This window comes from Desulfomicrobium norvegicum (genome assembly GCF_900114595.1).
Lineage (GTDB): Bacteria > Desulfobacterota > Desulfovibrionia > Desulfovibrionales > Desulfomicrobiaceae > Desulfomicrobium > Desulfomicrobium macestii.
Genome location: NZ_FOTO01000003.1, coordinates 205,124 through 218,432, shown reverse-complemented (window position 1 = coordinate 218,432; position 13,309 = coordinate 205,124). Strand labels below are relative to the sequence as shown.

Sequence of the window (13,309 nt, the reverse complement as noted above, 5' to 3'; positions counted from 1 at the left end):
AGGGATCATCTCTTCCTCGGGCGCTTCTTGTCGTCTTCCACGAGGGTGACTTCAAGACCCAGCGCCATCATTTCCTTGACCAATACGTTGAATGATTCGGGCATTCCGCTTTCGAGGAAATTGGATCCCTTCACAATCTTTTCATACATCTTCACACGACCGTTCACATCATCGGATTTGACCGTCAAAAACTCCTGCAGCAGATAGGCGGCGCCATATGCTTCCAGTGCCCAGACTTCCATTTCTCCAAGACGCTGTCCGCCAAACTGGGCCTTGCCGCCGAGGGGCTGCTGGGTGACCAGGGAGTAAGGACCCGTCGAGCGGGCATGAATTTTTTCGTCAACCAAGTGGTGCAACTTCAAATAGTACATATAACCGACAGTGACCTTGTTGTGGAAAGGCACTCCGGTGCGACCGTCAAAAAGCAGCGCCTTTCCATCTTCGGGCAGGCCGGCTCTCTTGAGCAGCGCCCAGATTTCACTCTCATCGGCGCCGTCAAAAACGGGAGTTTTCATGATAATGCCGCGATTGAGATCCCGGGCGGCTTCAATCACCTCGTCATCGGTCATGGTATCAAGCAGCGCCGAGGTCTCGGGAGAATCGAAAATGTCCTTGATCTCGCTGCGGACCTTGGCCACGCCTTCATCGACCATGGCCGCGATCTGCTGGCCAAGCGACTTGGCCGCCCAGCCCAGATGGGTTTCCATGATCTGACCGATGTTCATTCGCGAAGGCACACCCAGAGGATTCAGAACCACGTCCATGGATGTTCCGTCGGCAAAGAAAGGCATGTCCTCTTCCGGCAGGATGTTGGAGACAACGCCCTTGTTGCCGTGACGGCCGGCCATTTTGTCGCCGACATTGAGCTTGCGTTTCACGGCCACATAGACCTTGGCCATCTTGATGACGCCCGGAGGCAGATCGTCGCCCTCGGTGACCTTGCCGCGCTTGCTTTCGTAGACGTCCTTGACGAACTTGAGCTGCAGGTCGAAATAATCGAGCTGCACTTTCACGGCCTCGTTAACGTCCTTGGCCGCGAATGCGCCCACAAGCTTCTTCAGCGGAATTTCTGCAAAAACATCTTCCTTGATGGGCTGGTTAGCCTCAAGGAGCACTTCGCCCTTGCGCTTGCCCATGATGGTCTTGGCTACGCTCTTGCCCTTGCAAACTTCCCAGATCTTGCGCCGGGTGGTCTCGGTCAAGGCAGCGGCATGCTGTCTCTCGCGCACGTCAATGCGCTCAAGCTCGTGATTCTCGATCAGATGCGTGCGCTCGTCCTTGTCTCCGGACCGGCGGTTGAAAACCTTGACGTCAATAACCGTGCCCTCGATTCCCGGCGGAACCTTGAGCGAGGTGTTCTTCACATCGCGGGCCTTGTCACCGAAGATGGCTCGCAGCAGCCGCTCTTCCGGGGTCAGCTGCGTCTCGCCCTTGGGCGTGATCTTACCGACCAGGATATCATCCGGCTTTACCCGTGCTCCGATGCGAATGATGCCGCTCTCGTCGAGATTGCGCAGCATTTCTTCGCCAACGTTGGGAATGTCGCGGGTGACTTCTTCAGGTCCGAGCTTTGTGTCGCGGGCGAACACGTCAAATTCCTCGATATGGATGGAGGTATAGACATCCTCCTTCACAACCCGCTCCGAAATCAGGATGGAGTCTTCGTAGTTGTAGCCGCACCAAGGCATGAATGCCACAAGCAGGTTCTTGCCGAGCGCCAGCTCTCCGTTATGGATGGCCGGGCCGTCTGCCAGAACCGCGCCCTTCTTGACCTTGTCCCCGATCTGAACCCGGGGTTTCTGGCCGAAGCAGCTGTTCTGGTTGGACTTGTGATACTTCTGCACTTCGTAAAAACGAACGCCGCCGGCTTCCGGGTACAGATCGTCGGTATAGGAGACGATTACCCGGTCCGCATCCACGTACATGATTTCGCCGTCACCCTCGGCCAAGAGGCAGCTACCGGAATCCTGAGCAACCTTGCCCTCGATGCCGGTACCGACAAGGGGCTCCTCGGTCACCAGAAGCGGAACCGACTGACGCTGCATGTTGGAGCCCATGAGCGCACGGTTTGCGTCGTCATGCTCCAGGAAGGGAATCAGCGCGGAAGAAATGGAAACAATCTGCCCAGGAGAAATATCCATGAGCGTCACTTCCTCACGGGGCACGATGGCGAACTCGCCCTCGACCCGGGCCTCGACCTGAGCGTTGATGAACTGACGGTCATCGCCGAACAGGGCGTTGGCCTGGGCAATGATGTGTCCGCTCTCGGTGGAAGCCTCCATGTACTGGATCTCGTCGGAGACGAACCCATCTTTGACCACCCGGTAAGGCGTCTCGATGAAGCCGTAGTCGTTCACCAGCCCATGCGTGGTCAGGGAGACGATCAGGCCGATGTTCGGACCTTCAGGAGTTTCAATGGGGCAGATGCGGCCGTAATGGCTCAGATGGACGTCGCGTACCTCGAATCCTGCGCGCTCACGCGTCAGACCGCCCGGTCCAAGAGCGGACAGTCGGCGCTTGTGCGTAACCTCGGACAAGGGGTTGGTCTGATCCATGAACTGGGAAAGCTGCGACGTGCCGAAAAATTCCTTCAGCACTGCGGTGACCGGTTTGGGATTGACCAGATCGTGGGGCATGAGCGTGGCGACTTCCTGCAGGCTCATGCGCTCCTTGATGGCGCGCTCCATGCGCACCAGTCCGATGCGGTACTGGTTTTCGACCAATTCGCCGACGGGACGCACACGGCGGTTGCCAAGATGATCGATGTCATCCGCGGGACCGTGCGAGTCCTTGAGCTGAATGAGCTTCTTGACCGACCGGAAGATGTCGTCATTGGACAAAGTACGGTGGTCGATGGGCAGGCTCAGATTCAGACGGGAATTGAGCTTATAGCGTCCAACTGGCGAAAGATCGTAATAATCCGCATTCCTGAACAGGTTGTCGAAGAAGCTGGCGGAAATTTCGGCCGTGGGCGGAGAGCTGGGACGCAGACGCTTGTATATGTCGATCTGAGCGCTCTCCAAATCCTCGCACTTGTCCATGGCCAGGGTGTCGCGCAAACACGCCGACGCCTCGGCACCCGAGGAAAAGATCGCACCGAGTTCGGTAATGCCGGCGCTAAGACATTTCTCCACGGCGCTGGCGACAAAGGGGTCTCCGGCGCGCAGGATGACCTCGCCGGTAGCGGGGTCGACAATATCCTTGGCTGCATATTCCGTCTCAAGCGTATCGGGGCGAACTTCGTAATACTCGATTCCGGCTTTGATCATCCGCTTCCACATGCCCTTGGTCAGAGCCTTGCCGGCAGCGACAATCACCGTCCCGTCAGAGGTGACTACATCGGCATGGGCCAGTTCCTTGCGGAAGTTGTAATCCTCGACGCGACGCAGAACGGAGGTTCCTTCCAGCCGAAAGGTCTCCTTGGCGTAATAGTAGTCGAGGATATCCTCGCTGGTCATGCCCATGGCCTTGAGCAAAATCGTGGCGGGCATTTTGCGACGGCGATCGATGCGCACATACAGGATGTCTTTGTGATCAAAATCAAAATCCAGCCAGGACCCGCGCATGGGAATTATGCGACAGCTGTACAGGATTTTGCGGCTGGAATGAGTCTTGCCCGAATCGTGCTCGAAAATGATGCCGGGCGAACGCTGCAGCTGGTTAACAATGACGCGCTCGGTGCCATTGATCAAAAACGTTCCCTTCTGGGTAATGAGAGGGATCGTTCCGAAATATATGTCCTGCTCCTTGATGTCGTGGATGGTGCGACTGCCGGACGCCTCATCGACGTCGTACACGGCAAGGCGAACCTTGATCCGCAAGGGAGCTTCGAAAGTTAGACCCTTGGCGATGCATTCATCGACATCGTATTTTGGCTTGCCGATATCGTAGCTGACATATTCCAGGGTGGCCGTCTTATTGAAATCATGAATCGGAAAAACAGAACGAAAAACGCCTTCAAGACCGATATCCGTGCGCATGCTCGCAGGAACGTCGGTCTGCAGAAATTTATTATACGAATCAAGCTGAAGGCTTAAAAGATGAGGGATATCAATGGAATCTTTAATTCGTCCGAATTTCTTGATCAGTTTGTTCATCGTTTCCCCTCAGGAAATGGGATGTTGCTGGGCAGGCAAAGCGTTCTGGGACCAAAGGGAGAGAAGCTATGGTGAAAAATCACTCAGTCGCATATGCTGACGCTTAAGGCGTGGTGTTACACAAAAAGGCGTAAAGAGTGTAAGAGGTTTTTTTCCCCTTACACTCTTTACGAAAAGTCAAACAGAAAGCAAAAAACTACTTAATTTCAACCTTTGCACCAGCTTCTTCAAGCTGCTTCTTGGCGTCGTTGGCGGCGTCCTTTGCAGCGGCTTCAAGGATCACTGAAGGAGTCTCGTCGACTTTGGCCTTGGCTTCTTTCAGACCCAGGCTGGTCAGAGCGCGCACAACCTTGATGACACCAATCTTGTTGGCGCCGGCTTCGGTCAGGACGACATCGAATTCGGTCTTCTCTTCTTCAGCGGCTTCGGCAGCGGCTGCAGGAGCAGCGGCGAAAGCGGCAACGGGAGCTGCGGCGGATACGCCGAACTTCTCTTCGAGTTCCTTGATGAAGACGGAGAGTTCCAACACAGTCATGTTAGCAATAAATTCGACAACCTGTTCTTTGGTGATATCAGACATTTTATCCTCCTAAATATTAGCTTTGGCTCATTCTTCTTTTTTGTCTTTGAGAGCGGTCAGTACATTGACCATACCTCGAACAACATTGGCAAAGAGAGAAACGAAATTCTGCGGAACCGCGTTCATCGTACCCAGAACAGATGCAAGCAGCTGTTCGCGTCCGGGCAACTCGGAAAGGGCCTTAATGGATGCCTCTTCCAGGAACTTGCCTTCAAGACTGGCATAACGCACGGAAAACTTGTCGTTCTTCTTTGCAAACTCAACCAGGACCTTTGCAGCGACGACAGGGTCGTCATAACCGAAAGCCACGGCGCAGTTGTACTTCAAATGATCATTGAGTACCACATGCGGTCCTTCCATGAAAGCTTTCCGTGCCAGAGTATTCTTCACGACCTGATAGTCGCACCCCACCTCATGCAATTTTGCACGCAAGGGAGTAAGCTCTGCCACTTTGAGCCCATGGAAATCCGTGACAATGGCGATGCTCGCCTTGTCAGCCCTCTCCTTCAGGCCATCGATGATTTTTGCTTTTTCTGCCCTATTCACCACATACCTCTCTATAGCTAGGCAGACTGAGCCAAAGCAGTCTCAGCAGGATATTAAGGAAGATCCACCTGCATTCTCTGACTCATCTACTTGTTTTGAAACTTATTCACCCGCTTTGCGCAGGGAAGCAGCGTCAACCTTGACGCCCGGTCCCATAGTGGAGGACAGGGACACTGCCTTCACATACGTACCCTTGGCGGTGGAGGGTTTGAGCTTGATCAGCGCATCGATTACCGTGCGCAGGTTGCCAAGCAGCTTCTCGGAACCGAAGGATACCTTGCCAATGGGAGCATGGATAACGCCGGCCTTGTCCACACGGAACTCCACCTTGCCCGCGAGCAGTTCCTGAATGGCCTTCTCCAGCTCGACGGTGACCGTGCCGGTCTTGGCATTGGGCATGAGACCACGGGGTCCGAGGATCTTACCGATCTTGCCGACGTGTCCCATCATATCGGGAGTGGCTACGGCATTGTCGAATTCGAGCCAGCCGCCCTTGATCTTCTCGACGAGCTCATCTCCGCCTGCCGCAATGGCACCGGCGCTCAGAGCCTTTTCTTCGTTTTCACCTTTGCAGAAGGCGACCACGCGGACAGTCTTGCCCAGGCCGTGGGGCATGGATACAGCACCGCGCACCATCTGATCGGAGTACTTGGGATTGACTCCAAGATTTACTGCGACATCAACGGTCTCGTCAAACTTGGCATACGAGCTTTTGAGAACCAACTCGACAGCTTCAGCCACATCGTACATCTTGAGACCATCGATGGCCTCAAATACTTTCTGAAATTTTTTTCCGTGCTTGGGCATAGCTCGCTTACTCCCTTATTCCACTTCAATTCCCATGCTGCGTGCAGTGCCCATAATGGTCTTGCATGCGGCATTCAGATCATAAGCCGAAAGGTCGGGCATCTTGATCTTCGCAATTTCCTCGATTTGAGCCATGCTCACCTTCCCAACCTTTTTCTTGTTGGGCTCACCAGATCCCTTTTGCAGCTTGGCAGCCTTGACCAAAAGCACTGCAGCCGGAGGAGTCTTGGTGATGAAGGTGAAAGAACGGTCGGAAAAGACCGTGATCTCAACCGGAATGATCGTACCCTTATCATTGAGAGTCTTGGCGTTGTACGCCTTGCAGAACTCCATGATATTCACACCATGCTGACCCAAGGCAGGGCCAACGGGGGGTGAAGGGTTCGCAGCTCCTGCGGGAAGTTGCAGTTTGATTATTGCATTAATTTTTTTGGCCATAACACCACCTCATATCTAAAAATTATCAGCCTTTGGTCACCTGAACAAAGTCCAGCTCAACCGGCGTTTGTCTTCCGAAAATAGATACCGAGACACGCAATTTGCCTTTATCGTAATTCACATCTTCAACCGTGGCATTGAAATTTGCAAAAGGACCGTCAATTACGCGGACATCGTCACCACGTTCAAAATGAAATTTTGGCCTGGGCTGTTCTTTCCGGGTCTCGATTGTCGCCAGAATTCTCTGCGCTTCCTTGTCCGTAAGCGGCACCGGCCGGCTTTTTCCGCCAATGAACCCGGTTACTTTCGGAATGGACTGAATCATGTGCCATGAATCGTCCGTGAACACCATTTTGACCATTGCATAGCCGGGATAAAACTTGCGCGTGGAGGTGCGCTTCTGCCCCTTGATCAGTTCAACCACTTTTTCCGTCGGAACAATCACGTCTTCGACCAGGCCCTTGGCCTGTCCGGTACGGATCATTTCCCTGATCGTCTGCTCCACCCGCTGTTCGAATCCCGAATATGTGTGAATTATATACCAGCGCGCCTTAGGTTCGTCGCTCATGATGGCCTCGCCTTAGGACAGAACGGCTGCAATGATTTTGGTCAGCACCAAATCCACAACGCCAAGAAAGAGTGCCATTACGACTACCAACAACAAAACCGCCGAACTGGTACTGATGGTTTCCTGCTTGTCAGGCCAAACAACTTTCTTCAGTTCCACTTTTGCTTGGTCAAAGAATACACGCAGATCAGTTAACTTCTGCATGATTCCTTGTTTTTGCAATTCTGCTTCGGCATTCTTTTTCATTATGTCCATCGCTAGTAAATGTATGGCAGGCCAGGAGGGATTCGAACCCCCAGCCCTCGGATTTGGAGTCCGATGCTCTACCGTTAGAGCTACTGGCCTGCGTGAGGGAAATTTTCAATGCAGATGCCGCTTTGGCAGCATCTGCATTACACTATTTAGATTCGCGATGCTTCGTGTGCTTTCCGCAAAAAGGACAGAACTTGCTCAGCTCAAGCTTCGTAGTCGTGTTCTTTTTGTTCTTCTGGGTAGCGTAATTTCTACGCTTGCAATCACCACAAGCAAGAAGGATATTGATGCGCATTCTTTACTCCACAATTTCGGAAACAACACCAGCGCCAACGGTACGTCCACCTTCGCGGATAGCGAAGCGAAGACCCTTTTCCATGGCGATCGGGTTGATCAGATGCACATGGAAAGTCGTGTTGTCACCAGGCATGATCATTTCTACGCCTTCGTCCAGAGTCACCACACCGGTGATGTCTGTCGTACGGAAATAGAACTGAGGACGATAGCCGGAGAAGAAAGGTGTGTGACGGCCGCCTTCTTCCTTGCTCAGAACGTACACTTCGGCAGAGAACTTCGTGTGCGGGGTGATGCTGCCCGGCTTGGCCAGAACCTGGCCACGCTCGACGTCGTCACGCTTGATACCGCGAAGCAGGGCGCCGATGTTGTCGCCGGCCTGGCCTTCGTCAAGAAGCTTGCGGAACATTTCAACACCGGTGCAAGTCGTCTTGCGGGTGTCGGTGATGCCGACGATCTCGACTTCCTCGCCAACGCGGACGATGCCGCGCTCAACACGACCGGTGACGACTGTGCCGCGACCGGAAATGGAGAACACGTCTTCGATGGGCATCAGGAAGGGCTTCTCGGTCTCGCGGATCGGATCGGGAATGTATGCGTCGCAGGCGTCGAGCAGCTCGAGGATGCACTTGGCCTCATCGGTGTCGGCGCTGTCGCTCTCAAGAGCCTTCAGTGCGGAACCGCGGATGACAGGAACGTCATCGCCGGGGAACTCGTACTTGGACAGGAGTTCACGAACTTCCATGTCGACCAGTTCGATCAGCTCTTCGTCGTCAACCAGGTCAACCTTGTTCAGGAAAACCACGACATAGGGAACGCCGACCTGACGAGCGAGCAGGATGTGCTCACGAGTCTGGGGCATGGGACCGTCGGTGGCGGCGACAACGATGATCGCGCCGTCCATCTGGGCCGCGCCGGTGATCATGTTCTTGATGTAGTCGGCGTGACCGGGGCAATCCACGTGAGCGTAGTGACGCTTGGAGGTCTCGTACTCGACGTGCGCGGTGGCAATGGTGATACCGCGTTCCTTTTCTTCAGGAGCCTTGTCGATCTCATCGAACGCTACATAGGATCCACCGCCCTTGAGGCTCGCGATCTTGGTGATCGCGGCGGTCAACGTGGTCTTGCCATGGTCGATATGACCAATCGTACCAATATTGACGTGCGGCTTCTTTCTTTCAAATTTTTGCTTGGCCATACATTACCCCCTAATAAAATTACGAATTACTATATATGTATAAGTGAATGCTACTTAAGAAGAGATGAGGAAAAATGGAGGCGCAAGACTGGTGAGACGAGGAAATGGAGCGGGAAACGGGACTCGAACCCGCAACCCTCAGCTTGGAAGGCTGATGCTCTAGCCATTGAGCTACTCCCGCATTTCATCTCAGTAGTCAGGCGACAGCATGATCTCTGTCTCCTACTGGTTTTCACGGCTTCTTCTTGGTGGAGGGGGGAGGATTTGAACCTCCGAAGGCGTACGCCGACAGATTTACAGTCTGTTCCCTTTGGCCACTCGGGAACCCCTCCATCACCTGGAGCTGGCGATGGGACTTGAACCCGCAACCTGCTGATTACAAATCAGCTGCTCTACCAGTTGAGCTACGCCAGCCCGTGAGAACGAAGTCATTATGAGCATTCAATCTCAAAGGCAAGCATTATTTTCAGGAAATTAAAAAAAGCGTCTTTCGACGCTTTTCGACTCAGGCCCAGGCAGGCACCCCTACAGGCACAAGCACCGGGTCAGGGCATTTGGCATGGCTCACAGTGTCTTCAAGAGCAACAAAATCCAGGAACTCTGACTGATTATCAAAAAGATAACGCATGAATCTGTTGTTGAAGTCATGACCGGAACAGGAGACTTCAAAATGCCCCCAAATGCGGTGACTTCCCACAGCTATATCACCCATGAAATCCAAAATTTTGTGGCGCACCATTTCGTCTGTGAAACGCAAGCCTTCGGGATTGACCACTCCGTAGTCGTCAAAGACAACCGCATTTTCGAGTGAACCGCCAAGAGCTAGGCCGTTCTTCTGCAACCACTCAACATCTTTCATGAACCCGAATGTTCTGGCCCGGGCGATGCGGTGGGAGAAAGTAAGCGGAGTGGACTCGAAACTAAAATTCTGCGTGCCGATCTGCGGATGCGGGAAGTTGATTTGATAATCAATCTTCAAACCATTGAAGGGCTTGGCCACAACGCGTTTTCCGTCCTGTTCGAAAACAAGGGTACGCTTGATCTTGGCAACCTCGCGGGGACGATCGAGAACCCGGATCCCGGCGGAATTGATCAGGTACACGTATACGGAAGCGCTCCCATCGAGAATGGGGATTTCCTCTCCATCAACTTCGACTAGGACATTGTCTATTTCCAAACCGACCAGGGCGGCAAGAAGGTGTTCCACCGTGGAAACCTTGGCCCCCGCAGTGCCCAAAGTTGTGGCCAACCCTGTGCCTACGACCTTTCCAGGCTCCGGCACCACGACCTGTCGCCCGCTCTTGGTCGACAAGGAAAAAATGACCCCTGTATCGGCAGGCGCGGGCTTGAGAACCATCTCAACCTTCTGGCCGCTATGCAAACCGACGCCGGAGCATCGAACTTCTTTTCGTAGTGTAGTCTGTTTCATGACCAGCTGTTATCAAACTTCATGCCACAAATTCTGCAAACGCAACAACCCGAAATCAATCACTTTTAACCGAACTACACACTTCCGCCTCAATGACAGTTCCTTTCAGACAACATATTAAGTGCTAAAAAACAACAATCGCCACTCGGTCCAGCCCAGCATAATCCTGCACGATACGCACATCCCTGGCGATCCCTGAAAACAACTCGGTCATGGCCTGTCCGTGGGTGTGGTCAATTTCGCACAGGAGCAGGGCTCCGGGCTTCATGGCGCCGCGAAGCGACAGAGCCAGGGCACGATAACAATCCAGACCGTCAGGACCGGAAAAAAGTGCGATTTCCGGTTCATGGCAAAGCACTTCCCGACTGAGTGATTCTCGCGTGGACAGGGGTACGTAGGGAAGATTTGCGAGCACGACATCGAAAACATCCGTGCGCAGAGATTCGAGCAGATCTCCTTGCAAGAAGAGAATCCGGTCCTTGACATTGTGAAGCCGCGCATTCTTGCGTGCGACTTTTAGCGCATCAAAGGATATGTCAACCGCCACAATCCGAAAGTTGGGAAAAAGATTGGCACAGGATACGGCCAGGGCGCCGCTTCCAGTACCGACATCCAGGACCTTCAGGCATGAATCCTTGCCCAGCGAATCGAGCAAATGGTCGATAATCAGCTCGGTCTCGGGCCTGGGGATGAGTACCTCGGGGCCGACGTGGAAGGCAAATCCGTAAAATTCCCTTTCGCCAACAATGTACGCCACGGGCTCGCCGGCCATTCGCCGCCTGCAAAGTTCAGCCATCCGCAAGCGACATGGCTCGTCCACCGAGGCGCCACTCTCAAGGAGCATGTCGAGTCGGGAAATGCCAAGGACATGCGCCAGCAGAACCTGCGCGGACAGGCGGGGGGAATCAACACCGCTTTCAAGCAGCAATTTCTCCCAGTGCTCCAGTATTGATTTGCGGGACGGCATGGGCAAAAAAAAAGCCGAGTCTCCTCAGCTTTCTTTCATGGCTTCTGCTTGGTAATGCTGAACCAGACCATCAATGATGTCATCGATGTGACCCTCCATGGCCTGATCAAGATTATAAAGCGTGAGGTTGATGCGGTGGTCGGTCACACGCCCCTGAGGATAATTGTAAGTGCGAATGCGCTCAGAACGATCGCCAGAACCTACCTGTGACTTGCGGTTGTCGTCATATGCCTTCTTCGTCTCATCCTGGGCGGCCTGAAGAAGACGGGAACGCAGCACTTTGAGAGCCTTGGCCTTGTTCTTGTGCTGCGATTTCTCGTCCTGACAAATGACGACCAGACCCGTGGCGAGATGAGTGATGCGGATGGCCGAGTCAGTCGTGTTGACCGACTGACCGCCCGGACCGGAAGAACGGAACACATCCACCCGGATATCGGTCGGATCGATCTTCACATCGACTTCTTCAGCTTCCGGAAGAATCGCGACGGTGATGGCGGAAGTGTGAATGCGGCCCTGACTTTCGGTTGCCGGAACACGCTGGACCCGATGTGCACCCGACTCGAACTTGAGCTTGCTGTAAACATTGGTCCCGGAAACGGACGCAATAATTTCCTTGAAGCCTCCAGTCCCCGTGTCGCTGCTACTCATAACTTCCACACGCCAGGAATGCAGCTCGGCATAGCGCGAATACATCCTGAAGATATCGGCCACAAACAGGGCCGCCTCTTCTCCGCCGGTACCGGCACGGATCTCAAGGATGATGTTTTTCTCATCCAGGGGATCCTTGGGGGTCAAAAGCTGTTTGAGCAACCGCTCCTGCTCCCCGATCCTGGCTTTCAGAATGACAATTTCCGCCTGGGCCATCTCGCAAAGCTCGGGATCCGGATCCTTGGCAAGCTCCTGATTTTCAGCCATCTCGCGAAGCAGTGTCTTGTAGAGCTCGAAAGCCTTGACGATCTCGTCAAGCTCAGCATGCTTTTTGGCGATTTTCCGATAGCGCTCCTGATCCTGAAAAATCTCAGGAGTACTCATTTCGCGCTCAAGTTCGCGGTACTTTGCCGCAAGACTTTCTAATTTATCGACCATGTGTATGCTGTGCTCGACGTCGGCTAAATTTCAACAATTATTTTGCCAGGCTGGCGTATTTCTTTCTGAACCTGTCGATACGACCGGCAGAATCGATAAAACGCTGCTCACCCGTGAAAAAGGGATGGCAATGCGAACAAATTTCAACGTTGAGTTCCGCGCCAACAGTGGACTTGGTGGTGAACTCGTAACCGCAGGCACAACGTACTGCGGTTTCATAAACCTTGGGATGCAAATCTTTCTTCATGGGAAACCTCCAGTTTCAAAAGAGAGAGGACAACTAAACCACTCGGAGACGAATGGCAAGCCGAAATTCACGTAACCTGAATTGGGAAAAAAAGGGAGTTAGGAAAGGCCCTTGGCCTGATTTATCGAAATATTGAAGGCCACGGAAAAAATATGGTGCATGAAGTCCACGTATTCAACGGCAACATTTTCCGGAACCGAAATTCTGGCCGGCGCGAAATTCACGATGCCCCGCACACCCGCTTCAATCAGGTAGTTGGCGGCACGCTGCGCTCGTTCGGGAGGTGTCGTGATGATTCCTATTTCAATCTCGAGTTCGCTGACTTTTTCCTTGAGTCTGCGCGAACAGACGACCTCCAGACCGGCAACTTCCTCGCCGATCTTGAAGGGATCGCAATCAAAGGCTCCCACGAGAATAAACCCGCGACGCCTGAAAATGCCGTGCCTGAGCAATGCCCGCCCCAGATTGCCGACGCCGACCAGCGCGACATTCCATGTCCGGTCGATGCCTAGAGACTGTTTGATGGCGGTCAGCAAATCCTGAACATAGTATCCGACGCCTCGCACGCCGAATTCACCAAAATAAGCCAAATCTTTTCGAATCTGCGAAGGATTTACGCCGCAAGCACGGGCCAGGCCGTCGGACGATATGACGGAATCCCCCTCTTGAAGGAGCGTCTCTAAAACTTGTACGTAGACAGCCAATCGCTGAATCGTGGCGCGAGGTATGTGGGCGCTTTTCAAAATGACTCCAAACAATAACTTTGTGAGCTATTTCATTAAAATAGCCAAAAAAAGGGG

Annotated in this window: 14 protein-coding genes and 4 tRNA genes; all 18 read right to left on the bottom strand. The window is 53.4% G+C overall.

Going from position 1 to position 13,309, the window contains the following annotated elements; all coding sequences use genetic code 11:
• Positions 1-5: 5 nt before the first annotated feature.
• Positions 6-4,097, bottom strand: coding sequence for a DNA-directed RNA polymerase subunit beta (rpoB, locus tag BMZ24_RS06870; RefSeq protein WP_092190612.1), 4,092 nt, complete (start codon positions 4,095-4,097; stop codon positions 6-8).
• 196 nt (positions 4,098-4,293) lie between these two features.
• Positions 4,294-4,677 (bottom strand): 50S ribosomal protein L7/L12, encoded by a 384-nt coding sequence (gene rplL, locus BMZ24_RS06865; protein ID WP_092190610.1) that lies wholly within the window; start codon positions 4,675-4,677, stop codon positions 4,294-4,296.
• A 27-nt stretch (positions 4,678-4,704) separates the two neighbouring features.
• Positions 4,705-5,223: a 50S ribosomal protein L10 gene (gene rplJ / locus BMZ24_RS06860; protein ID WP_092190900.1), complete on the bottom strand. Its 519-nt coding sequence runs from the start codon at positions 5,221-5,223 to the stop codon at positions 4,705-4,707.
• Between the two features lie 102 nt (positions 5,224-5,325).
• A complete protein-coding gene (gene rplA / locus BMZ24_RS06855) occupies positions 5,326-6,030 on the bottom strand; it encodes a 50S ribosomal protein L1 (RefSeq protein ID WP_092190608.1) in 705 nt (234 codons plus the stop codon).
• Between the two features lie 15 nt (positions 6,031-6,045).
• The gene (gene rplK, locus BMZ24_RS06850; RefSeq protein WP_092190606.1) at positions 6,046-6,468 is read right to left on the bottom strand and encodes a 50S ribosomal protein L11; all 423 of its coding nucleotides are present in this window, start codon (positions 6,466-6,468) and stop codon (positions 6,046-6,048) included.
• Between the two features lie 25 nt (positions 6,469-6,493).
• Complete coding sequence (gene nusG, locus BMZ24_RS06845) at positions 6,494-7,036, bottom strand: transcription termination/antitermination protein NusG (RefSeq protein WP_092190604.1); 543 nt, start codon at positions 7,034-7,036, stop codon at positions 6,494-6,496.
• A gap of 12 nt (positions 7,037-7,048) precedes the next feature.
• Positions 7,049-7,282, bottom strand: coding sequence for a preprotein translocase subunit SecE (gene secE / locus BMZ24_RS06840; protein WP_161949068.1), 234 nt, complete (start codon positions 7,280-7,282; stop codon positions 7,049-7,051).
• Between the two features lie 23 nt (positions 7,283-7,305).
• A tRNA-Trp gene (locus BMZ24_RS06835) sits at positions 7,306-7,381 on the bottom strand.
• A 52-nt stretch (positions 7,382-7,433) separates the two neighbouring features.
• Positions 7,434-7,583, bottom strand: coding sequence for a 50S ribosomal protein L33 (gene rpmG, locus BMZ24_RS06830; RefSeq protein ID WP_081434452.1), 150 nt, complete (start codon positions 7,581-7,583; stop codon positions 7,434-7,436).
• 3 nt (positions 7,584-7,586) lie between these two features.
• A complete protein-coding gene (gene tuf, locus BMZ24_RS06825) occupies positions 7,587-8,780 on the bottom strand; it encodes an elongation factor Tu (RefSeq protein ID WP_092190599.1) in 1,194 nt (397 codons plus the stop codon).
• Between the two features lie 105 nt (positions 8,781-8,885).
• A tRNA-Gly gene (locus BMZ24_RS06820) sits at positions 8,886-8,961 on the bottom strand.
• Between the two features lie 65 nt (positions 8,962-9,026).
• Positions 9,027-9,112 (bottom strand) — tRNA-Tyr (locus BMZ24_RS06815).
• A 6-nt stretch (positions 9,113-9,118) separates the two neighbouring features.
• Positions 9,119-9,194 (bottom strand) — tRNA-Thr (locus BMZ24_RS06810).
• Positions 9,195-9,285: 91 nt separating this feature from the next.
• Positions 9,286-10,209 carry a UDP-3-O-acyl-N-acetylglucosamine deacetylase gene (lpxC, locus tag BMZ24_RS06805; RefSeq protein ID WP_092190597.1) on the bottom strand — a complete coding sequence of 308 codons (924 nt, stop codon included), beginning with the start codon at positions 10,207-10,209 and terminating at the stop codon, positions 9,286-9,288.
• Between the two features lie 124 nt (positions 10,210-10,333).
• Entirely contained in the window at positions 10,334-11,176 is an 843-nt protein-coding gene (gene prmC, locus BMZ24_RS06800) for a peptide chain release factor N(5)-glutamine methyltransferase (RefSeq protein WP_092190595.1), read from the bottom strand.
• Positions 11,177-11,200: 24 nt separating this feature from the next.
• Positions 11,201-12,262, bottom strand: a complete 1,062-nt coding sequence (gene prfA / locus BMZ24_RS06795) for a peptide chain release factor 1 (protein ID WP_092190593.1) — start codon at positions 12,260-12,262, stop codon at positions 11,201-11,203.
• A 37-nt stretch (positions 12,263-12,299) separates the two neighbouring features.
• Positions 12,300-12,509 (bottom strand): 50S ribosomal protein L31, encoded by a 210-nt coding sequence (gene rpmE / locus BMZ24_RS06790; RefSeq protein WP_092190591.1) that lies wholly within the window; start codon positions 12,507-12,509, stop codon positions 12,300-12,302.
• A gap of 98 nt (positions 12,510-12,607) precedes the next feature.
• On the bottom strand, positions 12,608-13,252 hold the full coding sequence (locus BMZ24_RS06785; RefSeq protein ID WP_092190589.1) for a redox-sensing transcriptional repressor Rex: 645 nt from the start codon (positions 13,250-13,252) through the stop codon (positions 12,608-12,610).
• Between the last annotated feature and the right edge of the window lie 57 nt (positions 13,253-13,309).

Excerpts from the sequence above, each read along its gene's own strand:
- lpxC (WP_092190597.1), bottom strand. The coding sequence starts at position 10,209 with ATGAAACAGACTACACTACGAAAAGAAGTTCGATGCTCCGGCGTCGGT.
- rpmG (WP_081434452.1), bottom strand. The coding sequence starts at position 7,583 with ATGCGCATCAATATCCTTCTTGCTTGTGGTGATTGCAAGCGTAGAAAT.
- rplK (WP_092190606.1), bottom strand. The coding sequence starts at position 6,468 with ATGGCCAAAAAAATTAATGCAATAATCAAACTGCAACTTCCCGCAGGA.
- prmC (WP_092190595.1), bottom strand. The coding sequence starts at position 11,176 with ATGCCGTCCCGCAAATCAATACTGGAGCACTGGGAGAAATTGCTGCTT.
- rpoB (WP_092190612.1), bottom strand. The coding sequence starts at position 4,097 with ATGAACAAACTGATCAAGAAATTCGGACGAATTAAAGATTCCATTGAT.
- rpmE (WP_092190591.1), bottom strand. The coding sequence starts at position 12,509 with ATGAAGAAAGATTTGCATCCCAAGGTTTATGAAACCGCAGTACGTTGT.
- prfA (WP_092190593.1), bottom strand. The coding sequence starts at position 12,262 with ATGGTCGATAAATTAGAAAGTCTTGCGGCAAAGTACCGCGAACTTGAG.
- rplA (WP_092190608.1), bottom strand. The coding sequence starts at position 6,030 with ATGCCCAAGCACGGAAAAAAATTTCAGAAAGTATTTGAGGCCATCGAT.
- nusG (WP_092190604.1), bottom strand. The coding sequence starts at position 7,036 with ATGAGCGACGAACCTAAGGCGCGCTGGTATATAATTCACACATATTCG.
- secE (WP_161949068.1), bottom strand. The coding sequence starts at position 7,282 with ATGAAAAAGAATGCCGAAGCAGAATTGCAAAAACAAGGAATCATGCAG.
- tuf (WP_092190599.1), bottom strand. The coding sequence starts at position 8,780 with ATGGCCAAGCAAAAATTTGAAAGAAAGAAGCCGCACGTCAATATTGGT.
- rplL (WP_092190610.1), bottom strand. The coding sequence starts at position 4,677 with ATGTCTGATATCACCAAAGAACAGGTTGTCGAATTTATTGCTAACATG.